Source organism: Parasphingorhabdus sp. W113 (assembly GCF_055693205.1).
The window spans coordinates 2766187-2788243 of sequence record NZ_CM146328.1 but is presented as its reverse complement, the minus strand read 5'-3'; the positions used below and the strand labels follow the sequence as shown (position 1 = coordinate 2788243).

The following is a 22057-nucleotide window of genomic DNA, read 5'->3' as shown; positions in this document are numbered from 1 at the left end:
CCCTATTCCGCGGTGTCGCTGGCTCCTTCCGTGGCTGTTTCTTCCGTCCGCATGATCTTGCCATAGACCCAGCCAATGGCAAGCAATGCGATGCCCAGTCCGAGGAAGGACAGGATCCGCAACAGGCCTTCCAACTGCGCCGCATCAATGACGAACACCTTGAAGGTAACCAGGGTCAGCAATAAGAGCCCGGCGATTCTCAGCAGCCCGCTGCTCGTCTGGATGCCGCGTGTCAGCCAGGCGAGGGCGAGGCCCATCAAGCCGGCGCTATACAGATAGGTTTCGGTCGATGTGAAGGGCGGTGTCGCGATGTCCGTGCCATGGACCGCCTGGCGCACGGTGATCAGGATTGTGATGATCGCGGCAAAGAAACTCGCAATTTCCAGCGGCCGAACCAGTCGGGAACCGGTTTCGCGGACCGCGCTGGTCCGGGCGAAGAGCCAGAGCCAGACCATGGCCAGCCCATAGTGCAGCGTGCCGAGATTGGCGATTGGCGCCGGGCCCATCGCCTGTTTGACCGCGGTCGGGCTGAGCAGGAAAATATCGAAATAGACAAATCGGAACAGCGCCAGACCGGCACAAACAGCGCCGAGAACTTGCAGGGACCGCAGCCATTTTTCCGGCCATGGGCGCTGCAGCAACAGCCAGCCAGCCAGCGCCAGCGCATGGGTAAACAGCCCCCGCTCGACAAAGCCATAGGAGACAAACTCCTGAAACGGGCCGATTGCGAGCGGTTGTTTGGCCAGCAGATAGACGAAGCCAAGCGTCCCCGCGCCGCCAAGCGTGGCGATTGCCAGCGCCGGTCTGCGGTTGAACGCCCCGCGGAACCAGAAGCTGATCGCGACAATGCCCAGCGCCGGTAACAATAAGCGCAGGACCATCGGTGCCACCTCCGGCAAATAGCGGTAGAGATCGGTTTCTCCGAACAGTGAGGCGAATTGCACTTCGATCAGGCCTGCCGCCTGAATGGCCATCAGCAGGCCGCCAAATAATATCGCGACGATCGATTGGGCAAGCACGGCGCGGCGCTCTGTAAACGTGGCCCAATAGGAGAGACCGGCGGCAATCACGATGGTGACCATGGCGGCAGCCGATTCGGGCAACCAGATCCACAGGGCGATGGCGAGCAGGATTGCGGTGAAGCCGCTGGCCAAGGGCAGGGGGAGTGCTTGACCGGTTGCGCGCGTTCGCCAGGCCATGATTGCGGTGCTGATCGCCACGACCGCGCAGGCAATCGCCCAGCGATTGTCGGGCCAGTCGAGATCACCGAACACATATCCGGTCAGCAACAAGGCGATGGGCGCGAGCAGCCCGATAACCGCCCATAGCCAGCCGCTTTGGGCGCGGGTCGAGAAAATATGGCCCGCGACCGCGAACAGCAGGATCAAGCCGCTGGCCGCCGTCAGTTCCAGCCGGTTGGCACCGCCATCGGCAAAGGCGGCGGCGATCATCGCGACATTGAGCGCCAGCGCACCCGCTACGGCGGGGGTCAGCGCCTCGTCCTTCCACGCGAGTGCGATCGCAAATAGCGACAATATCGCAAAGAAAATCCAGCTGGTGACGGAGAAGGAAATCAGCGGAGCCAGCAGGATCAATTGCAACAGGCCGACGCCCAGCGGGATGATCTGCAGGACGGTCTTGGGGATGCCAAAGCTGCCGCCGGTCCGCGACAGGGTCAGTACGCTGCCAATCGCCAGCAAGGTGACAAAGGCGCCGACAAAGCCAGCATCGCTACCGAGGTCCATGAACAGCAGGGCGGTGGTCCACAACACGCTGCCGCCGGTGGCGAGCAGCGCCAACCAGGCCCAGCCGCGATGGATCGCAAGACCGAACAGGCCAGCGGTGAACACGCCGAGATAGATGAGCAACGGGGCGATTGATTCTGGCCCCAGACCGGCGACATAAGGCGCGGCAAAGCCGCCGAGCAGACCCATGAGCGCGGTGGCCGGGCCGTGGCGCTGGGACAGGGCAAAGGCGAGGATCGTGACGGCCGCCACGCCGACCAGGGCGCCGATCGGACCGATCAGGCCATAAAGCTCGCTGGCCATATACAAGGTTGCGTAGAGGATCGCGATTCCGGCCCCCGCGATCGAATGGCCGATGCGCGGTTCGTCGGCGAAAATATAGCCGAATTTGGGAATCCGGCTGCCAAATTCGCTGAGACCGATCAGCAGCAGGCCGAACAGGGCGGCGGTGATACAACGGGCCAGCGGGCCGAACAGACCGGCTTCAATCGAAAAACGGACGAGGAAAAAGCCTGCGAAGATCAGCGCGATGCCGCCAATCCAGATCGGCAATTTGCCGCCGATCAGATCTTCAAACCGTTTGGCGGCGCTGACTTTCGGTTTGGGCGGCGGTGCTGGCGCTTTTGGCGGCGTCGGACTTGGTTGCGGGGCCGCTTGCCGGACGCTTGCCGGTTCGGGAGCGGGAATGCTCTCGCGGGCGGCTTTGGGCTGCGCTTTGGCGGCGCGCCGGGTTTCTTTCTCGGCGGGAGCTGGTCTGGTTTCGCCCGCCTGTGCAATCGCGGGCTCTGCGGTTGGCGCCGCGTCGGCGGTGCGCCGCCCAATCGCCTGCTCCATCTGCTCGATACGGGTGCGCAACAGGGCGATGGTGCGCCGCGCATCGAGAACCAGCACGAACAGCAGGATCACCCCCGCAAAGAGCAGCATTTCCATGAACTATTGATCCTCGCCGAGAAGATATTTCTGCCAGAACAGCAGCGAGGCCCAGAATTGATAATCGGCATTGGCCTTCTTGCGGAAACCATGCCCCTCGTTCTTGGCGAGCAGGTGCCAGGCGGCATTGCCGTTCTTGCGCACGGCTGCGATGATCTGGTCGGCTTCGCTCGCCGGCACCCGCGGATCATTGGCCCCGGTGACCACCATCAGCGGCAGGTCGATCTGGTCGGCCTTGCCCAGCGGGCTGATTTCTTCCAGCTTGGCGCGCTGTTCGGGAATCCGTTCATCGCCATATTCGGCCCGGCGCAGGTCGCGGCGATAGGGTTGGGTGTTTTCCAGAAAAGTGACAAAATTGGAGATGCCGACAATTTCCAGTCCGGCCCTGAGCTGGCTTTTGAACCGCAGCATCGAAGCGAGAGTCATATAGCCGCCATAGCTGCCGCCGGTGATCGCAATCCGCTTCCTGTCAATCCGCCGATCCTTGCGCAGGCCCTTCAGAAAGGCGCCGATATCCTCGACCGAATTGGCCCGCCGCCACGGGCCGTTGTCGAGCGCGACGAACCGTTTGCCAAAGCCGGTTGATCCGCGGACATTGGGATAGAAGATCGCCACGCCCAGCTCGTTGATCAGATAATTGTTGCGGCCGAGAAACCGGGCCGTGGCCTGGCCTTCCGGTCCGCCATGAACATTGATGATCAGCGGGCGTTTGCCTTTATGCTTCTTGGGGTCCGGACGATAGAGAAAGCCGGACATTTTCTCGCCGTCAAAGCTGCTAATCTCGATCAGTTCGGGGGCTACATTGCGGCTTGCATCCAGACCACCGGTCTCGCTGCGCGTCCAGCGGGTGAGGACCAGGGTCTCGGGATCGAGGCTGTAGCTGTCGCTGCCGGTCTGGTTGGAGTTGAGGGTGAAGCCCAGTTCGCCCCAGGGCGCGAATTTCAAGCCGCCGATGACGCCCGCCGGTACCGCGGTGACCGGCCGGACTGCACCGCTGTTCATGTCATAGATTTTGAGCACCGATCGGCCGGCCTGGTTGACTTCATAGGCGATCCATCGACCGTCCTTGCTGATGTCAAAGTCCGAAACATCCCAGGTCTTTTCGTCAATAATCGGCCTAAAGCTGGCAGTGTCGATATCGACCACGCCCAGCCGCTTCACATCGCTGCCGTCGTCGGAAGAGGCCCAGAGGCGCCCATCGGGGGCAAAGCGCAGTCCGTTGTAGGCGACCGGCTTGCTGCTGTCGGTCAGCTTGCGCGACGTGCCATTGGCCAGATCGATCAGATGGAGCTGGTTGTCGGTCACCGAGACATAGTTGAACACCAGCAGATATTTGTCGTCCGGCGAGAAATCGATCGGAAACCAGCCCCCGCCACTGGATGCCACCAGCATGGTGGCGGCTTCCGGTTGCGCCGGGTCCATCAGATAAATGTCGTTGTACAATCCGGTGCGCTTGTTGGAGCCAAAGGCGACCCGCGTTCCGTTGTTCGACCAGGGCCCCAGCCGATTGCGGCTCTTGCCATCGGTCAGCATTTTCGGACGGCCGTCTTCGAGCGCGAAAATCTGGTTCACCTCGTTGCCGCCGCTGTCTTTCTGGAACAGCAGGACCGACCCGTCGGGCGAATAGCTGGCCGATCGGACCGGTTCATTGGCAAAAGTGATCTGGTTGCGCGTGCCGAGCGGCTTGTCGACGCGGTGCAGCTGGCTGGTATCGGCAAAGCGGGTGCGGACCAGCATCGCCTTGGTCCGGGGATCCCAGTCAACAAATCCAGCAGTGCGAAATTCCATATAGGGCCGGGTATCCTCAACCACTGCCTGCGGAATGGCGGGCACCTGATCCGCCACCAGCGCCGCGGGTTTCGGCGCAAATTCTTCGGCGGCAGCCGGCTGTCCAAAGGCCCAGATGGTCGTCGCCAGGCCGATAATAACTTTGTGCATGGTGCGTCTCTCCCAATCCACTTTTGTCATGCTTATGGACGAACCACATGAAAAGCAATTAGGGAGAGGAGATGGTCGTCGACAACAACCCCTTCATTTTGCTGGATGATGCCCGAACCTCGTCCGATGCGGCGCCGGCGCGGCTCTATCGGGATCCGGTTGCAATCATCACCACCGACGACCCCGGCGCCCTCGACAGCTGCTTCACCCGGATTGCCAGCGCCACCGACAGCGGGTCCCATGTTGCGGGCTATTGTTCTTACGAAGCCGGCCTGGCCCTCGAGCACCGGCTGATCCATCATCTGCCGGCCAATCCCGCGGGTCCGTTGCTCTGGTTTGGAGTGTTCGCGGACTATAGGTCGATCGCTCCGGAGCAACTGACCGATCATCTGCCCGATCCGTCCGGTGCGTGGATCGGCGCGCTGCGGCCCGATGTCTCTCAGGACCAGTATCGCAAGGCTTTTGAACAGGTTATCGGCTATATTGAGGCAGGCGATATCTATCAGGCCAATCTCACCTTTTCCGCCACGGCGCGCTATGCCGGCCATCCGCTGGCGCTATACGCGGCCATTCGGGCGCAAGCGGGCGCCGGCTATGGCGGGGTGGTTTTCGATGGCACCCGTTGGCTGTTGTCTTTTTCGCCCGAGCTTTTCTTCGCGCTGAAAGACGGCCGCGTTACCGCCAAGCCGATGAAAGGCACAGCGGCGCGCGAAGGCGATCCCGATAAGGATGCAGCCGTGCGCGCAGAATTGCAGCAGGATCCCAAACAGCGCGCCGAAAATCTGATGATTGTCGACCTGCTGCGCAACGACCTGTCCAAGGTTGCGGTGCCCGGTAGTGTGAAGGTGCCGGATCTGTTCCAGATTGAAAGCTATCCAACCATCCACCAGATGACCTCGACGGTCACCGCACAATTGGCCCCCGATCAGCGACCGACCGACCTGATCCGCGAGATTTTCCCATGCGGCTCGATTACCGGTGCGCCCAAAATTCGTGCGATGGAGATTATTTCCGACCTCGAGCAACGCGAACGGGGCATCTATTGCGGCTCGATCGGGCGGATCGATCCACCCGGCGAAAATGGCCATTCCGATGCCGCATTCAACGTGGCGATCCGGACCATGATGCTCAATGTCGAGCAAGAAACTCTTTCCATCGGCCTCGGCTCTGGCATAGTAGCGGACTCCAACGGGATTGATGAATGGCGGGAATGTCTTGCCAAGGGGAGATTTGCTGCCGTGAAAAATGGCAACGGTCACGATGTCAGCGTGGATCTGATCGAGACGATGATGTTCGATCCGATGCACGGGATTGCGCGGCTCGAAGCGCATCTCGAACGGATGAAAAAAAGCGCCGCCGCGCTCGACTTCGAATTTGATCGCCACGCCGCCCGCAACACGATTCAGGCCATCACCTTTCACCAGGATCAACGGGCGAAAGTGCGTCTGATGCTTGCCCGGTCCGGTGCTGTCGCGATTGAATTGCAGCCAATGCCGGCGCCCCTCAACGACGCGGTTCCGGTCAAACTGGTGCCGATGCAGGCGCAGGCCGAGGACTTCCGCCTGCACCATAAAACCAGCGACCGCCGCGTCTATGCTGCCCCGGATCTCGACGACGGCGTGCATCCGGTCTTTGTCGATGCCGATGGCTATGTCACCGAAGGCGCGATCTGGAGCGTCTTTGTCGAGCGCGACGGAAAATTGCTGACCCCGCCCTTGTCCCGCGGCCTGCTCCCCGGCGTGTTGCGCGCGGAGTTGCTCGAACAGGGCAAGGCCGTGGAAGCGGATTTGCGCGTTGATGATTTGGCCGACGGCTTTTGGTTAGGGAACAGTCTGCGGGGGATGGTGAGAGGGAAAGTCGCCAGACAGTGATCCTGGAGCCCGTTTCCAATTTTGTCGCGTTTGTCAGCGTCGGCCTGGCAATGGGTATTCTCGGATTGGCGATCACCTTTTCTGCCTGGGTTATGTTCGTGAGCAGTAAGGGGCAGGTTGGCGGTCTAACCATGTTTTCGAGTCTGATTGCGATCGCTGTTCTCCTTTTTCTTGCTTTTGCTTTCTTCATATTTGTCGTCGTGCACCATGTATTGGGCGCGGGTTTCAGCTATCCGCAGTTGGCGAGCGCGTTTTTTGTCTTTTCGAGCTTGATGTTAGGCTGCCATCTTGTTTCGTCGGTGATTTTGAAGCGCGAGAAATTTGACTTGGTTTTGCTGGGTTTGGGATTGATAGTCTCCATCGTGGCCGGACTGATCGGTCCGGTCATCCCCATAATTTTGAGATTTGTGTGGTGGGCGATTTTATGATTTGTAGACCGCAGCAAACCAGCCCCTCTTTTGATCAAAGGCTTCATCTATGACCCAATCCCCTCCGAAAGACCGTCTCGAAACGCTCGCCGTGCATGCCGGCACCGAACCGGATCCGACCACCAATGCCCGGATCACGCCGATTTATCAGACCGCATCCTATGTGTTTGATGATGTCGATCACGCGGCGAATCTGTTCAATCTCGATGCGGTCGGCAATATCTATACGCGGATCACCAATCCGACCAATGGCGCGCTTGAAGGCAAGATTGCGGCGATGGAAGGCGGGCTGGCCGGGCTTGCCGTGGCGTCCGGCCATGCCGCGCAATTGCTGGCTTTTCATGTACTGATGGACCCCGGTGCGCATATCGTTGCGGCGAAAAAACTTTATGGCGGATCGCTCAACCAGCTCGGCCACAGTTTCAAGAAATTTGGCTGGGACGTCAGCTTTGTCGATGCGGACGATCTCGATGCGGTGCAGGCGGCGATTACCGATGCGACGCGCTGTGTGTTTATCGAAAGCCTCGCCAATCCCGGCGGTGTTGTGCAGGATATCGCCGCGATTGCCGACATCGCCCATGCCGCCGGCATTCCGTTGATTGTTGACAATACCATGGCCTCTCCGGCCCTGTGCCGTCCGATCGAACATGGCGCTGATATTGTGGTCGAGAGCGGAACCAAATTTCTCGGTGGCCATGGCAATTCGATTGCCGGATTGATCGTTGATTCGGGCAAATTCGACTGGACGCAAAGCGACAAATTCGCGTTTCTCAACCAGCCCAATCCCTCCTATCATGGCAAGGTATTTACCGAAGCCTTTGGCGAGCTGGCGTTCATTCTTGCAGCCCGAGCCTTGTCGCTGCGGGATCTCGGTCCGGCGCTGGCACCGCAAAATGCCTTCAACATCCTGACCGGCATGGAAACCCTGACGCTGCGGATGGAACGCCACTGTGCCAACGCCATGGCTCTGGCCCAATGGCTGCAGAATCACGCGGCGGTCGACTGGGTCTCCTATGCCGGTCTGCCCGACAGCCCCTATCATGGACTGGCGCAGAAATATCTCGGCGGCCAGGGCGGGGCGGTGTTCACCTTTGGCCTCAAAGGCGGCTATGATGCCGGTGTGAAGCTGGTCAGTGCGGTCAACATGTTCAGTCATCTCGCCAATATTGGCGACACCCGCTCGCTGATCATCCACCCTTCATCGACAACCCATCGCCAGCTCAGCGAAGCCAATCAGGTGGAAGCCGGTGCTGGACCGGATGTGGTCCGGGTGTCGGTCGGGATCGAGCATATTGATGATATTATCGCCGATATGGATCAGGCACTGGCGACTCTGTAACCGCCGCTATCCATTCGCCTTTTTCTAGTATAGCGCCCGGTAGCAACTTGGTTGAGTGACGGAAACCATCGCGGTTTTTTGCGATATTCGCCCAACTGGAGTAAGATTGGGCGGCATGCCCGATCGCCCATCTTCCGATAGCGAGGCGCCGTCCCGATCCGCGCCGCCGGTGATGGCGCGCGAAGTTCAGGAATCCTCGCTGCCGGGTTTGGCCTTTCGCGGCATTGAACGGGTCTTGCTGGCGATCATCGCGCTGATGACGATCATTGCTGCCGGACTCGAGCTGTGGTCCGCCTATGAAGCGCGCGATATCGATCTGGCCGACATATTGCTGATGTTTCTCTATACCGAGGTGATTGGCATGATTGCGGTCTTCTATACCGGTCGCGGTTCGCCCTTTGTCTATCCGATCTTCATTGCGATGACCGCGCTGGCCCGGCTGATCGTGTTGCAGGGCAAGGACATGGCGCCGGAAAATATCCTCTACGAGGCCGCCGCCATCCTGTTGCTCGCCATCGCCGCGGTGATCATATTGAAATCGCGGATCAGCCCGAAGGCCTTTGTCGGGGATGGATCCTGAAACACGTTCAGGATGACGGCTTTTTTGGCACGGTGATGGCAGAAAATGGGGCCCTGCGGTTTGGCGAGGCCTGTTCCGATCGCGGCCATCCATCCCGGTGACTTGATAGCCAGTCAAAAATAGAGTATCAAGGAGCTAGTCAGCAGTCGCAGAATATAAACTAATTGCTGAAATCTAAAGAGTTTTTTGTTCACTGCTCCGCATTAGTTCAAAAACATATTAGTATAAATTACCAGATTATTGAGGTCGCAATTGAAAGAACGGTCCGGGAAGCCGGGGGCCGCTTAACGCTGTCTGTCTATAGGAGGATGTAATGAGCGCAATTGAAGACTTTGCAAAGAAATGCCAATCTGAAAAACGGAAGTCTGATCGCGACCGTCTGCAGGAAGGCCATCTCGCCTGGTTTGCGGGACGGCCTGCACCTGCGGACAAAGGATTTGTGGCGATTGAAACCGTTAGAGGTACGGTTCTGACAATTTCGGCTGATGACGTCGGTGCCGTAGAGCCTATTGATGGCAGCAAATCATACCGGGTTGGCGTCAAGCCCGACGCCGATGTGATGACGACCACAACGACAACCCACAATCTGGATAGCTGCGATTGCGGTGGAAATGACTATGGTCCACCAGTGTCGGCGCGGTATGATTTGAACAAGATACTGGGGTTTCCGCCCTGGGCGCTGGGCGGAGGCGTAATAGACCCTGGAATTCCAGGCTATACTGATCCCTGTGTGACGGCTGGCCGGAACACAGAAACGGATTGTTGGAAAAATGGCGGTGATCCTTGGACGTGTTTCTATCATGGAACCATGCAACGCGACTGGTGCGAATTGCAGCGGCAACGCTATCCCGGAACATTTTAGCTGCGATTGTAACAGTGACCAAGTTTCCGGGTTGAAGACATTGATCTAAGATTTCTTCTCGCAACGTCTTTCCTACACCAGCCTGTTTCGGCCATGTTGGGTGCATGATGAGTCCATTTCCCCATCGCACGGTCGACCGCGTGTCTGCGGATCTTTTCAAAGGTCACACTAGAATCGCGAGAAACTGTCTATATACCAATAAAATCAATGGTATATGGGAAATTCTCACCCAAAGAAACACCCCATGCGGTGTGAACTGGTTGGGAAAATTCGGTTCCCGCCAATCTCCCTGTTGCACCGCAACAGCAACCTCATTATGCCTCGGCTGTACGGACCTGAAACAGGATTTTCCCCATGACCCAACTTTCGCAAGCCCTCGGCAGAATTCAACCATCCGCGACGATGGCAATGTCGGGCCGTGTCACCGAACTCAAGGCGCAAGGCATAGACGTCATTGGCCTGTCCGCTGGAGAACCGGATTTCGATACGCCGGATTTTGTCAAGGAAGCGGCGATCAAGGCGATTCGGGACGGGGACACCAATTACACGACAGTCGACGGCACCACGGCTGTGAAGGAAGCGGTGATCGCGAAGTTTCAGCGCGACAATGACCTGACCTACACACCGTCGCAGATTTCGGTCAATAATGGCGGCAAGCACACTTTGTTTAACGCGCTGGTCGCGACGCTCGACGCCGGTGACGAGGTGGTTATTCCGGCGCCTTACTGGGTGAGCTATCCCGATATTGTCAATTTCGCCGGCGGCAAGCCCGTGGTGGTCGAAGCGGGCGCCGATCAGAATTACAAAATCACGCCCGAGCAGCTCGAAGCGGCGATTACGCCGCAGACCAAATGGCTGATCCTCAACTCGCCGTCCAACCCGACCGGTGCCGCCTATAGCGGCGCTGAGCTGAAGGCGCTTGGCGAGGTGCTGCTGCGCCATGAACAGGTTATGGTGATGACCGACGATATGTACGAGCATATCTGGTATGCCGATTTTCCGTTCACGACGATCGCGCAGGTCTGTCCCGATCTCTATGACCGGACGCTGACGGTGAATGGCTGTTCGAAGGCCTATGCGATGACCGGCTGGCGGGTCGGCTATGCCGGAGGACCGGAATGGCTGATCAGTGCGATGCGGAAATTGCAGTCGCAGTCGACGTCCAACCCTTGCTCTATATCGCAGGCCGCTGCAGTGGCAGCGCTTAACGGTCCGCAGGACTTTCTCGCCGACCGCAACGCGGCGTTCAAGAAGCGGCGCGATCTGGTGGTCTCGATGATTAACGACACACCAGGGCTGATCTGTCCGACGCCGGAAGGGGCCTTTTATGTCTATCCCGATGCCAGCGAACTGATCGGCAAGGCGACGCCGGATGGTAAGGTGATCAACAGCGATCAGGATCTGATCGGTTATTTTCTCGATGAAGCGCAAGTGGCTGCGGTCCATGGCGCGGCTTTCGGTTTGTCACCGGCTTTCCGGATCAGCTACGCGACGTCCGAAGACATATTGCGCGATGCCTGTACCCGCATCCAGCGGGCTTGTGCGGCGTTACGCTAAGCGGATCTGAAAAGAAAATCTTGGCGCGGCCAAACTGAATGTCGCCCTGTGATGCTGTTCACAACGGCGACAGGCCGCTTACATTATTACTGTAACCAATTCAGGGGAACCTCCGAACAGGAGGGTAACCACAACAGGAAATAGTGATGGCGAAATTTTTGAAATCAGATTTGACCTACAGCCTGAGCGGCGGATTCATTCTTGGCGCGCTGGTCTTGTTTTTCATGCAACCCGTACAGGATCAACAGGAATTCAGCCAGACGCTGACATCGACGATGAGCGCGGCCAGCCAGTTGCTGGGCTAACAGGCACAATGATGTGCAATCGATAACAGAGGCTTGGACATGAGCAATATCTTTCCCAAATTGGCGGTTGCCGGCGCTGGCATAGCGACTTTCGCGGTCGTCTGGGCGGGCATGAGCGGTGGTGCGTTGCAACCGGATCACGGATCGAGCCTGCTGGTCGGCGAAGCCCATGCCGCAGAAAAAGCGACAATCATCCCGGCGCCGCGGATCAACGCTACCGAAAAAGGCCGGCGCGCCGTTGCCATTTTTGCCGGTGGCTGCTTCTGGGGCGTTGAAGGCGTGTTCGAACATACCAAGGGCGTGATCACTGCGGCGTCCGGCTATCATGGCGGAACCAAGCGAGGCGCGACCTATCAGCTGGTCAGTGCCGGGTTGACCAACCATGCCGAAGCGGTGCGTGTGGTCTATGACCCGCAGCAGGTCAGCTATGGGCAGCTGATGCATATCTTCTTTTCGGTCATTGCCGACCCGACAACCTTGAACGCGCAGGGGCCGGATCGCGGCAAGCATTACCGGTCCGCGCTGATCCCGACCAATGCGGCCCAGGCGAAAGCCGCCCGGGCTTACATCGCGGAACTGAACAAGGGCAAATATTGGAAGCGCCCGATCGTCACCAAGATCGAGAGCCAAAAGGCCTTTTACCGCGCAGAAACCTATCATCAGGATTTCATGCAGAAAAACCCCCGCCAGGGCTATATCGTCCGCTGGGACAAGCCCAAAATCGCCAATCTGAAGCGGCATTTCCCCAAACAATATCGTGCAAAGCCTGTGACTTAACGGCTCTGTCTGGAAAAGCCGTTACGGCTTAACCGCCTATTAGGCCCGCTTTGGTACAAGGGACCATTCCAGAGGGCAGGGACAATGGTCAACCAGGAGTTTGAAATCGTGATTGCAATGGCGGCGCTGGTTGTCGGCATCGCTTTCCTGTGGATCGCCCGCAGCCAGCCCGATTGAAATCACCCTGGGCAACCGGAACCACCAAAAGAAATGGCCGCTGTCGCCCTGAGAGGCAATTGCGGCCATCACCGGAACAAAGGAAACTGCCAGTCTATTTCGGGCAGAGCACCATCAGCATCTGACGGCCTTCCAGCTTGGGATAGGCCTCCACTTTCGCGGTTTCCTTGGTGTCTTCCTGCACCCGCTGCAGCAATTGCATGCCGAGTTGCTGATGCGACATTTCGCGACCGCGGAAACGCAAGGTGACTTTGACCTTGTCACCATTGTCGATGAACTTGTTCACGTTGCGCATTTTGACCTGATAATCGTGATCATCGATATTCGGACGCATCTTGATCTCTTTAACGTCCTGCACCTTTTGCGTCTTGCGCGCGGCATTGGCCTTTTTCTGCGACTCATATTTGAACTTGCCGACGTCCAGAAATTTCGCAACCGGAGGATTGGCATTTGGCGACACTTCCACCAGATCAAGGCCAACATCCTTGGCTCGTTCGATCGCTTCGCCGGTGTTCATGACGCCGAGATTTTCACCCTTGTCGTCGATCACCCGCACAGTGTCGGAATTGATGAGGTTATTGAAACGCGGACCGCCTTTGACGGGTGGCGTTGGACGGCGTGGTGGTGCAGCTATGTTAAATACTCCTGATTTATCAAATGAACCCGGCCAATAGCGGGGAATCGCCATGGTCGCAAATTCTTATATGCATGTAATGCCTCACAGAGGTGCGATCAATGGCCAGAATGATCATCGGGATCGGCTTCGGTAATGATCTCCGGATTGCGCGGGGCGCCCGGATCGCCGGCTTTCGGCACCTGACGCTTGGCCGTTCCGGGTAAGGCATCGCGCTTTTTGAGCCAGTCTTGCATCTGCGCAATTTCCACGGTCTGGGTCTTGATCACCGCCTCGGCGAGCGCGCGAACTTCCGGATCCTTGCCATATTTCAGGACTATTTCGGCCATTTCGACGGCGCCTTCATGGTGCGGGATCATGCCCTGCATGAAGGCGATATCGGGATCGGGATCGATCCGGTTCATGCCCGCATGCATCCGCGCATTGGCGGCTTCATAGGCCTTTACGGCGTCATTCTTCTCGATCATCTGCATGGGCTTTTTGTCGGCCTTTTGGGCATTGCCGTCAACCGGCTGGCAGGCAATGATCAGCAGCGCGCAGCCGGCAATTGATAATATTGGTCCTGTTTTCATGCTTGTTCCCCTTTCAAATCCGGTGGCAGGGCATCCTGCTTGAGCATCGCGATCGCATCGTCAACGGCAAGGAACTGCTGTTCCTTCTGTCCCAACCGGCGCACGGCGACCTTGCCTTCTTCGGCTTCGCGCATGCCGACGACGAAAATATAGGGCACCTTGGCGAGCGAATGTTCGCGAACCTTATAGTTGATTTTCTCGTTTCGCAGATCGGCGGAAACCCGAATGCCGGCGGCCCTGAGCTTGGCAGCAACATCTTCCGCATAGCCATTGGCATCGGTCACGATCGTCGCGACAACCGCCTGGGTTGGTGCTAGCCAGGTCGGCATGCGACCGGCAAAATGCTCGATCAAAATGCCAATGAACCGCTCATAAGACCCGAAGATCGCGCGATGCAGCATGACCGGACGATGGCGATCACCGTCCTCGCCGATATAGCTGGCGTCGAGACGCTCGGGCAACACACGGTCGGACTGGATCGTCCCTACTTGCCAGGTGCGGCCAATCGCATCGGTCAAATGCCATTCGAGCTTGGGCGCATAAAAGGCACCTTCGCCGGGCAATTCTTCCCAACCATATTCCTCGGTCGCCATGCCTTCGTCAACGACCGCCTGGCGCAGTTCGTTCTCGGCCTGGTCCCATTCCGCATCGGTGCCAAACCGCTTCTCCGGCCGCAAGGCGAGCTTGATCGAATAGCCTTCAAAACCCATGTCGCGATAGACCCGGTCGGCAAGCGCACAGAAGGCGCGAACCTCGTCGACAATCTGGTCTTCCCGGCAAAATATATGCGCATCATCCTGGGTGAATTGACGCACCCGCATCAAGCCATGCAACGCCCCATGGGGTTCGTTGCGGTGGCAGCAGCCATGTTCAAACAAGCGCAAGGGCAGATCGCGGTAACTCTTGATCCCCTGCCGGAACACCAGCACATGGGCGGGGCAGTTCATCGGCTTGATCGCCATCATGTCCGCGTCACCGCGAATGACCGGTCCTTCGCCGTCAGCATCGGGAACCTCGTCGGGGACGGCAAACATATTCTCGGAATATTTGCCCCAGTGACCGGAACTTTCCCACTGCTTGACGTCCATCAATTGCGGCGTCTTGATTTCCTCATAGCCGGTCGCGTCAATCGCCCGGCGCATATAGGCTTCGAGCTCCCGCCAGATCGTAAAGCCCTTGGCGTGCCAGAAAATGCTGCCCTGCGCTTCGGCCTGAATATGGAACAGGTCCATTTCCTGGCCGAGTTTGCGATGGTCGCGTTTCGCCGCTTCCTCAAGTCGGACGAGATGGGCCTTGAGCTGTTTCTTGTTCAGCCAGCCGGTGCCGTAGATCCGCGAAAGCTGCGGATTGCGCTGATCCCCGCGCCAATAGGCGCCGGACACGCGCATGAGTTTGAACGCGGCAGGGTCGAGCTTGCCGGTCGACGCCAGATGCGGCCCGCGGCACATGTCCATCCAGTCGTCGCCGGACCAGTAGACGCTGATTTCGTCGCCTTCAGGCAATTCTGCGGCCCATTCAGCCTTGAAGCTTTCGCCATCCTTTTTCCACAAGGCGATCAGATCATTGCGGTCCCAGACTTCCCGGCGCAGTGGTTTGTCCGCCTTGATGATCCGCCGCATTTCTTCTTCAATCTTGGGCAGATCTTCATCGGTGAACGGATCACCGGCAGGCGCAAAGTCGTAATAGAATCCGTCGTCCGTCGAGGGGCCGAACGTAATCTGGGTCCCGGGAAACAAATTCTGCACGGCCTCGGCGAGCACATGCGCAAAGTCATGGCGGGCGAGTTCAAGCGCGTCGGCCTCGTCACGGGATGTGATCAGCGCCAGTTCGGTATCGACCTCCAGGGGGCGCATGATGTCGCGCACTTCGCCGTCGATGCGCGCAGCCAGCGCTGCCTTGGCCAGTCCCGGCCCGATATCGGCGGCAATTTGCGCCGGTGTGGTGCCCATAGCCACTTCACGCGCGCTGCCGTCGGGAAGGGTTATCTTGATCATTTTGGTCATGGGCGTTCAATCTCTAAAGTTCACACAGTTCTCACCCCGGAATCCTAGAAAACCGGGAGTCCTGAATATTGATTGCCTTAGTGGTTGATCCGGTCAAGTCAACTGCCCTGAGCATAGCGCGCGTGCTAGATGTAGGAAAGGAATATTGTCATAATGTCATGGACACTTGACATTTGTGCGAATCCGATCAATAAAGTCAAGGAAACCTGACATCTGGTCCGGTGATTCTGAAGGAGATTGACGATGAAAATGAGAGAACGGCGCTGCCGTCCGCTGAGCAAAAGTGAAAATATCAGCATTTGGGCCGCCTTGGCGATCCTGTTCATTGCGGTGTTGTGATGACAAATAAGGCCTCGCTCGGGCTATGGCGGCGCTTTTGCCGCCTGTTGAAGCCGGACTGGATGTTCGGGTTTCTGATTCTGGCTGGCGCTGCGATGCTGGTTTTGGCGGTGATCGAACCGGCCAACCCGATTCCCGGAAGCGCAACGTCTCTGGTCAAATTGCTGGTTTTCTTTCCGCTGGTGATCGCCTTGGCCTTTTTTGCAACCCTCGGCGCGGCGCTAGATCGCCGGAAAATCGAGGACTATCACTATCAATTAATGGCCAATGGCGCGATCATTGCGGTGATCACGGCGGTTTTCTCCAATATGATCAGCTTGATCTTCGCCGACCATATCGGGTTGCTGAGCGCCGAATCCCTGGTGGCTATCCTGATACTGGCATGGGGCCTGGGCTATTTCTTCCATCGGATCAGGGGATTGAACGGATGAACAACATGGAACCGCAAAACGAACCGCAAGGCTTTGGCAAACCAGGAGTTCCGCCATCGATGAAGCGCTATTTCTGGCGCATCGGACTGTTCATGATGGCCTATATGGTGATCCTCGTTGCGGGCCTGTCATGGCACAATTCGGCGTCTCCACCCACCGGATTGCTGGTCTATCTGCTTGCGCTTCTGACCGCCTTGCCGATGTGCGGCGTGTTCTGGACGATCTTTCGCTTGCTGGTCGAAATGGAAGACGAATATCAACGCTTTCTGGTTACCAAACAGATCATGGTCGCCACCGCCATCACGTTATGTGCCGCAACAATCTGGCAGTTTCTCAATGTTTATGAACTGGCGGAAGATGGCCCGCAATGGCTTGGCGTGCTCTGGTTGGCCAGCTTCGGCATTGCCGGCGGCCTTGTCCGGTGGCGTGCATGAAGAACCGGCTGAAGGTGCTGCGCGCCGAACGGGACTGGTCGCAGGCGGATCTTGCTGGCCGTTTGCACGTGTCTCGTCAGAGCGTGAATGCGATCGAAACCGGAAAATACGACCCGTCGCTGCCGCTCGCGTTCAGGATTGCCAGCCTTTTTGACATGACGATTGAGGAGATCTTCATCCCCGAATGAGGTGGCGGGTGAGCGATTTTCCAAAATCCGCGCGGTAAACATTTGGTAACCGCGAGCGACTATATGTTTTTCGGTTATGAGCAGTAATTCTCCGGTCTGGCATCGCGATGCCAAAGGCGCACGCAAACGCACCGTGCGGATCGAGACTATTGGGAACACGTTCCTGTTTTTTGAAAACCAAATCCGCAGCGAAGCCTATCATTTCGGTGATCTGGTCTATCGCGGGCTGATTGGCGGCGCCCATGTATTCGGTCTGGAAGACGGCATCAAGGCGCGGCCGCATTGGCAGCTTGGTTTTGCCGGGGAACCTCCCGCCGAACTCGCGGGACTGCTGCCCAAACACAAGCCGCCTGTGCTCAGCGGTGTCGGCATGTTGATCATCGCGTTCCTGTGTCTCGCTATCGTCTATTTCGGATCGGCGCACGTCTGAGGCGGATCGGCCATTGGACCACCGGCCAACGCATCAGGCGCCTGGTTTATATCTGGGTTGCTAAGCGCTAGGCGGCTGCCCTAATGCTCGACTTTGACAGATCGTCCTCCGGTCGGACCGGGGGCACGGACAAGATAAGGCGACCAGAGCAAATGGAAGACGATATACTCTACATGCAGCGCCCGGGCGGCACCGATCTGGCCTATTGTTACCGGCCGGCTAAACCGGGCGTTACTGGCAGCACGCTGGTATTCCTGCCGGGCTATATGTCCGATATGGAAGGCGGCAAGGCCTTGGCGCTGGATCAATGGGCAGAGCGGGAAGGCCGCGCCATGTTGCGGCTGGACTATGCCGGCTGCGGCGCCAGTGCCGGTGATTTCGAACAGCAAAGCCTGATCGACTGGCGCGATGATGTGCTTTTTCTGATCGAGAAAGTTACCGCGGGTTCGATCACATTGGTCGGTTCGTCGATGGGCGGGTGGCTGATGCTGCTGGTCGCGCTGGCGCGACCGATGCGGGTCAAGGCGCTGGTCGGTATTGCAGCAGCGCCCGATTTCACGGACTGGGGCTTCTCGCAGGAGCAGAAAATGACGATTTTGCGCGAAGGAAAGCTCGAAGAAACCAGCGAGTATAGCGATGATCCTTATGTCACGACGCAGATTTTCTGGCAGTCGGGTGAAGCCAATCGGCTGTTGCACAAGGAGATTGCATTTGATGGTCCGGTGCGTCTGTTGCACGGCCAGCAGGATGAGGATGTGCCCTGGGCCTATGCTCTCGAAATCGCGAAGAAAATGCGTTCAGATCAAGTGCAGGTCCATCTGGTAAAAGACGGCGATCACCGGCTGTCGCGCGATCAGGATATTGCCTTGCTGATCGATATCGTCGCCGGACTGGATTAAAAATATGACTGCATCGTCGTGAAAGCCGGCCTTATTCTGCCCTTCCGCAAAGGCTTGCAACAGATGCGCAAATCACGGACCCCAATATGATTTCTGCCCCCCTCCTGCTCCTTCTGGCACAAGCCGCTCCGGTTCTGGCCGAAGATCCCTCGGCGCCGATGACCATGACCGAAGTCCGGTTCAACGCCTGTATCGATCTGGCAGTGGACGATCCGCAAAGCGGAATTGTGCAAGCCAATCAGTGGCGTTTGGAAGGCGGCGGTTTTCTCGCCCGCCATTGTCTCGGCTTTGCCTATGCGGAACAGTTTAAATGGGATGCCGCAACCACGGCCTTTGTCGAAGCCGCCCGGGAGGCTGAAATTGCGCGCTATCCCCGGGTCGCGAATTTCTGGGCGCAAGCCGGCAATGCCGCGCTCGCCAACCAAAAGCCGGACAAGGCGCTGGAATATCTCAATGCCGCGCTGGTTCAGGGCAGTCTGACGGGTCTGGCCAAAGGCGAGGTGCATCTTGATCGCGCGCGGGCGCAGGTTGCGCTCGACAATTATCCGGCCGCCAAGTCGGAATTTGCGCTGGTCCACGAATTGGCGCCGCAAGACCCGCTCGGCTGGCTGCTATCCGCAACACTGGCGCGGCGGATGAATGATCTGGTTCTGGCTCAGGCCGATATCGCGGTCGCGGCAAAGCTCGCTCCGGGTGATCCCGCCATCGCCTTGGAACTGGGCAACATCGCTTATTCGGCCGGTGACGCCACTGCGGCCAAAGCCCATTGGGAAAAGACGGTCGCGATTGATGCAGAAAGCCGATCTGCCAAAGTTGCGGAAAAATATCTCGTCCAGTTGGTCACCAGCGTTTCCGAAAACTAGCGTTCCCAAATGGGACGTGGCGGCTATCCAGACCTGTGAAGGTTTGCATTTCCCGTGCAGGTCTTTAGGCAGAGAGCATCACCCAATAAAAAGGCGCTTACCGATGACGAAGACCCTTCTCCTTCCGCTGCTCTCTTTGCCCCTCATGCTCGCCGCCTGCGGCCAGAGCGATGATGGCGGACCCGTGGCTGGCCAGTATAGGCAGACCGTAAAGATTACCCAACTCGACTTTCCTGGTCTGCCCGAAAATGTGAAGCAACAGACCATTGCGACCATGGAAAATTCGGCTTTGGGCAATAATGACGGCCTGTTCTGCCTGCAGGGCAATGACGATGGCCAGCAATGGAAAGAAGCGGCAAAACAGATGTCGAACGCGCTCGGCGGCCAATGCACCACACAAAAGGACGAAGGCTCGGCAACGACCATCGATCTCGAGATGACCTGCACCGGAACCGGAAGAGGAGATGTCGCGATCAAAATGACTGGCGCGGCCAACCCCGAGGGCTTTGATAGCGAAATGGCTTTTGATATCGAGGAGCCGAACAGCGGTGCCAAAGCGAAGCTGGCGATGACCATCGGCGCCAAACGCCAGGGCGACTGCCCTAGCTAGGCCGCTTGCCAATCGGTTCCAAAATACCGCGATAGTGCACCATCAGTCCAAAAAGCGGCAGGATAATGGGCACATCGAGGTGGAATTTGCCATCGGCTTCCCATTCCCTGGCGGGGGATTTGGGGGCGAGAAACAGCGGCAGTGGAACCGGACCCATTTGCCAGGCCGCCAAAGCCATGGACAGTTCATTACCGCTTCGCGGCAGGTCGAAGTGAAACCGGAACGGCCCGAAACTTTCGGTGAGATAGGGACCGGTTTGTTGCAGGCGGCTGGAGAATTTCTGGCCTGAAAAGGACCGCGTCCAGCGTTCTTCGCCATTTTGCGCTGCGATATGGACATGCAAATCATGACGACCGACGGTCGGGAAGCCGAAAAGCCGCGCCACCAGCCTGGCAACGGGATTGCGACCGCGGGTCACGATCGCCTCACCAACAAATCCCGCGTCCCGATGCACGCTGTGCAGCTGCGCCAGACTGGGAGCCAGATTTGCAAATTGATCGCCCATCACGCGCTGATAGAGCGAGGGTCGGGCAGCCTGAACAACCGTCTCATGAACAATCGCATGTGCATCGAAAAGGTCCTGAAATTCGGTCAGCGACAATGTCTGACTGGCGTCATAGGCACCGGTTTCGGCCTGTCCCCGTAGAATTTGCTCAGCCAGCAGGACGGCCGCGAAAACCGGAATCTGGGGGCCATCGCCTGCCCGGGCCACAAGCGTCCAGCTTTTCTCCAGCGCTTCTTGGCCCTCGTAACCGAAAACGCGGACGTTCATTGCTGACACATCGGTACCCCAAGATCGGGTGATGGTCTGGAGCCAGAGCAGCAATCTCGCCATTGGACGCAACGAACCTAGCCAATTCCATCGCACCATCCAGCTTGCGAGCCACAGAGCCCGGTTCTGAAATCGCAATTCGGTACCGGCGCGAAACGCAACGGCGGAAACGCCCGGATATTGGGATGGCAACAAGGCCAGGTCCGGCACATCGGCGAGGCCAACACTGCGTTCCCCTGCCGTGTGGCCGCGGACCGGACCGAAGTGGACGTTGATCACGTCCTGCCAGCCATATCCGGCATCAGAGCGCCCCCCGCGCCATATGGCGATTGGCTTGCCAACGTAACTTAGAATGGCAGCGCTCACCGATGGTCCCGCGGTGGCCTGGTTGGACGCGCTGATTGCCATTTCGATCGCGGTGAGCTGGTCCATGTTTCGACTGAGCTGCCGGACCACCGCTCCTGACAGGGCCGGAACGCTTGAGGCGCCGGATATCACCGTGACACCGGCTGCTCTGGCATCCTTGTCCAACCGGCCAATGCCGGCCACAAAATCCCGGCCATCGGCGAGGTCGAGATAGTCTATGCCGGCGGCAATGCATTGTTGCGGGACGCGATAGCTGCTGTCCTGAAAGGGGCCGGCCGCATCAATCACCAGATCGGGTTGCAGCGTGGCCAGAATATCGGTCAAATCCTGCTCGCGATCGGCCGAAACAGCCGTGGCGTTGGCGATGGTTTTGCAAAAGATTTCGGCTTTTTGAAGATTGCGACCGCAGACCAGCACATGACACCCGCGGTTGGCGAGCAGATGCGACAACCGTCCGCCAAATCCGCCATATCCGCCCAGCACCAGGATTGTTTTCACAGCATGCGATCCTCGAATGCGGGGTCGGGAACCCAACAGGTGGAACGCTGACCGAAAATACGATAGCGGTTGCGTGCGATGAACAGATAGACCGGATCGCGCAGAACCCGGGGTATGCCGCGCAACACCGAAAGGATTTTCCACGGCCAGCCCAGACCGGCATAGATCGCCAGAACCGCATCGCTGTTGCGGAACAGACGATCGCCGTCCACGACAATCAGGGTTTCCGGGTTGGATGGATCGATGCCATATTTCCGGTACAGCGTGCTGCCATAGTCTCCCTGCATTGATGCCAGCAGAAAATGCTTGCGATGATCATGGTTCAAGATGAATTGCGCATTGGCGGAGCACAGCACGCATTCTGCATCGAAAACGATGACCTTGTGCGTTTTGACGCGCGGATCCGACAGCGGAAGACTCATCGTCCTGCGTTCATATCAGCTTATCCTGACAGGTCAGCAACAATCCGCAACAGAGCCCGATCGTTGGCAATTGTCTTGCCGTTATTC

Annotated in this window: 22 protein-coding genes; 15 read left to right on the top strand and 7 right to left on the bottom strand. The window is 58.1% G+C overall.

Annotation, left to right across the window (positions count from 1 at the left end):
• Positions 1–2 precede the first annotated feature (2 nt).
• Complete coding sequence (locus tag ACZ1GS_RS13470; RefSeq protein ID WP_472695690.1) at positions 3–2675, bottom strand: DUF2339 domain-containing protein; 2673 nt, start codon at positions 2673–2675, stop codon at positions 3–5.
• Between the two features lie 3 nt (positions 2676–2678).
• Positions 2679–4613 carry a S9 family peptidase gene (locus ACZ1GS_RS13465; protein ID WP_472695689.1) on the bottom strand — a complete coding sequence of 645 codons (1935 nt, stop codon included), beginning with the start codon at positions 4611–4613 and terminating at the stop codon, positions 2679–2681.
• Between the two features lie 71 nt (positions 4614–4684).
• Here ACZ1GS_RS13465 and pabB point away from each other — a divergent pair, with 71 nt between their 5' ends.
• The 8 genes from pabB (at position 4685) to msrA (ending at position 12332) form a co-directional block, all read left to right on the top strand.
• Complete coding sequence (gene pabB, locus ACZ1GS_RS13460; protein ID WP_472695688.1) at positions 4685–6484, top strand: aminodeoxychorismate synthase component I; 1800 nt, start codon at positions 4685–4687, stop codon at positions 6482–6484.
• Positions 6481–6912 (top strand): hypothetical protein, encoded by a 432-nt coding sequence (locus tag ACZ1GS_RS13455; protein ID WP_472695687.1) that lies wholly within the window; start codon positions 6481–6483, stop codon positions 6910–6912. Before pabB ends, ACZ1GS_RS13455 begins: the two co-directional genes overlap by 4 nt.
• 49 nt (positions 6913–6961) lie before the next feature.
• Positions 6962–8251, top strand: a complete 1290-nt coding sequence (locus tag ACZ1GS_RS13450) for an O-acetylhomoserine aminocarboxypropyltransferase (protein WP_472695686.1) — start codon at positions 6962–6964, stop codon at positions 8249–8251.
• Between the two features lie 115 nt (positions 8252–8366).
• Positions 8367–8831 (top strand): phosphate-starvation-inducible protein PsiE, encoded by a 465-nt coding sequence (locus ACZ1GS_RS13445; RefSeq protein WP_472695685.1) that lies wholly within the window; start codon positions 8367–8369, stop codon positions 8829–8831.
• A gap of 313 nt (positions 8832–9144) precedes the next feature.
• Positions 9145–9693 carry a hypothetical protein gene (locus ACZ1GS_RS13440; protein ID WP_472695684.1) on the top strand — a complete coding sequence of 183 codons (549 nt, stop codon included), beginning with the start codon at positions 9145–9147 and terminating at the stop codon, positions 9691–9693.
• Between the two features lie 354 nt (positions 9694–10047).
• On the top strand, positions 10048–11250 hold the full coding sequence (locus ACZ1GS_RS13435) for a pyridoxal phosphate-dependent aminotransferase (protein WP_472695683.1): 1203 nt from the start codon (positions 10048–10050) through the stop codon (positions 11248–11250).
• A 146-nt stretch (positions 11251–11396) separates the two neighbouring features.
• Positions 11397–11555, top strand: coding sequence for a hypothetical protein (locus tag ACZ1GS_RS13430; RefSeq protein WP_472695682.1), 159 nt, complete (start codon positions 11397–11399; stop codon positions 11553–11555).
• A gap of 39 nt (positions 11556–11594) precedes the next feature.
• On the top strand, positions 11595–12332 hold the full coding sequence (msrA, locus tag ACZ1GS_RS13425; protein ID WP_472695681.1) for a peptide-methionine (S)-S-oxide reductase MsrA: 738 nt from the start codon (positions 11595–11597) through the stop codon (positions 12330–12332).
• Positions 12333–12603: 271 nt separating this feature from the next.
• Here the strand turns inward: msrA and infC are convergent, their stop codons facing one another.
• The 3 genes from infC to thrS form a co-directional block, all read right to left on the bottom strand.
• Positions 12604–13143 carry a translation initiation factor IF-3 gene (gene infC / locus ACZ1GS_RS13420; protein WP_472698141.1) on the bottom strand — a complete coding sequence of 180 codons (540 nt, stop codon included), beginning with the start codon at positions 13141–13143 and terminating at the stop codon, positions 12604–12606.
• A 98-nt stretch (positions 13144–13241) separates the two neighbouring features.
• The gene (gene copM, locus ACZ1GS_RS13415; protein WP_472695680.1) at positions 13242–13715 is read right to left on the bottom strand and encodes a CopM family metallochaperone; all 474 of its coding nucleotides are present in this window, start codon (positions 13713–13715) and stop codon (positions 13242–13244) included.
• Complete coding sequence (gene thrS / locus ACZ1GS_RS13410; RefSeq protein ID WP_472695679.1) at positions 13712–15718, bottom strand: threonine--tRNA ligase; 2007 nt, start codon at positions 15716–15718, stop codon at positions 13712–13714. The genes copM and thrS overlap by 4 nt, the downstream gene beginning before the upstream one ends.
• Positions 15719–16056: 338 nt before the next feature.
• On the opposite strand from thrS, the gene ACZ1GS_RS13405 reads away from it, so the two are divergent.
• From ACZ1GS_RS13405 to ACZ1GS_RS13375, 7 genes are all read left to right on the top strand, one after another.
• Positions 16057–16488, top strand: coding sequence for a hypothetical protein (locus tag ACZ1GS_RS13405; RefSeq protein WP_472695678.1), 432 nt, complete (start codon positions 16057–16059; stop codon positions 16486–16488).
• The gene (locus ACZ1GS_RS13400) at positions 16485–16922 is read left to right on the top strand and encodes a hypothetical protein (protein ID WP_472695677.1); all 438 of its coding nucleotides are present in this window, start codon (positions 16485–16487) and stop codon (positions 16920–16922) included. Before ACZ1GS_RS13405 ends, ACZ1GS_RS13400 begins: the two co-directional genes overlap by 4 nt.
• On the top strand, positions 16919–17110 hold the full coding sequence (locus ACZ1GS_RS13395; protein WP_472695676.1) for a helix-turn-helix transcriptional regulator: 192 nt from the start codon (positions 16919–16921) through the stop codon (positions 17108–17110). The genes ACZ1GS_RS13400 and ACZ1GS_RS13395 overlap by 4 nt, the downstream gene beginning before the upstream one ends.
• 76 nt (positions 17111–17186) lie before the next feature.
• Positions 17187–17540: a hypothetical protein gene (locus ACZ1GS_RS13390; protein ID WP_472695675.1), complete on the top strand. Its 354-nt coding sequence runs from the start codon at positions 17187–17189 to the stop codon at positions 17538–17540.
• Positions 17541–17692: 152 nt separating this feature from the next.
• Positions 17693–18439 carry an alpha/beta hydrolase gene (locus tag ACZ1GS_RS13385; RefSeq protein ID WP_472695674.1) on the top strand — a complete coding sequence of 249 codons (747 nt, stop codon included), beginning with the start codon at positions 17693–17695 and terminating at the stop codon, positions 18437–18439.
• An 86-nt stretch (positions 18440–18525) separates the two neighbouring features.
• Positions 18526–19302: a tetratricopeptide repeat protein gene (locus ACZ1GS_RS13380; RefSeq protein WP_472695673.1), complete on the top strand. Its 777-nt coding sequence runs from the start codon at positions 18526–18528 to the stop codon at positions 19300–19302.
• A gap of 103 nt (positions 19303–19405) precedes the next feature.
• Complete coding sequence (locus ACZ1GS_RS13375; RefSeq protein ID WP_472695672.1) at positions 19406–19912, top strand: DUF3617 domain-containing protein; 507 nt, start codon at positions 19406–19408, stop codon at positions 19910–19912.
• Here the strand turns inward: ACZ1GS_RS13375 and ACZ1GS_RS13370 are convergent.
• Positions 19905–21548: a DUF4166 domain-containing protein gene (locus ACZ1GS_RS13370; RefSeq protein ID WP_472695671.1), complete on the bottom strand. Its 1644-nt coding sequence runs from the start codon at positions 21546–21548 to the stop codon at positions 19905–19907. The two genes, ACZ1GS_RS13375 and ACZ1GS_RS13370, sit on opposite strands and share 8 nt — an antisense overlap.
• Entirely contained in the window at positions 21545–21970 is a 426-nt protein-coding gene (locus ACZ1GS_RS13365) for a thiol-disulfide oxidoreductase DCC family protein (protein ID WP_472695670.1), read from the bottom strand. Before ACZ1GS_RS13365 ends, ACZ1GS_RS13370 begins: the two co-directional genes overlap by 4 nt.
• Positions 21971–22057 lie beyond the last annotated feature (87 nt).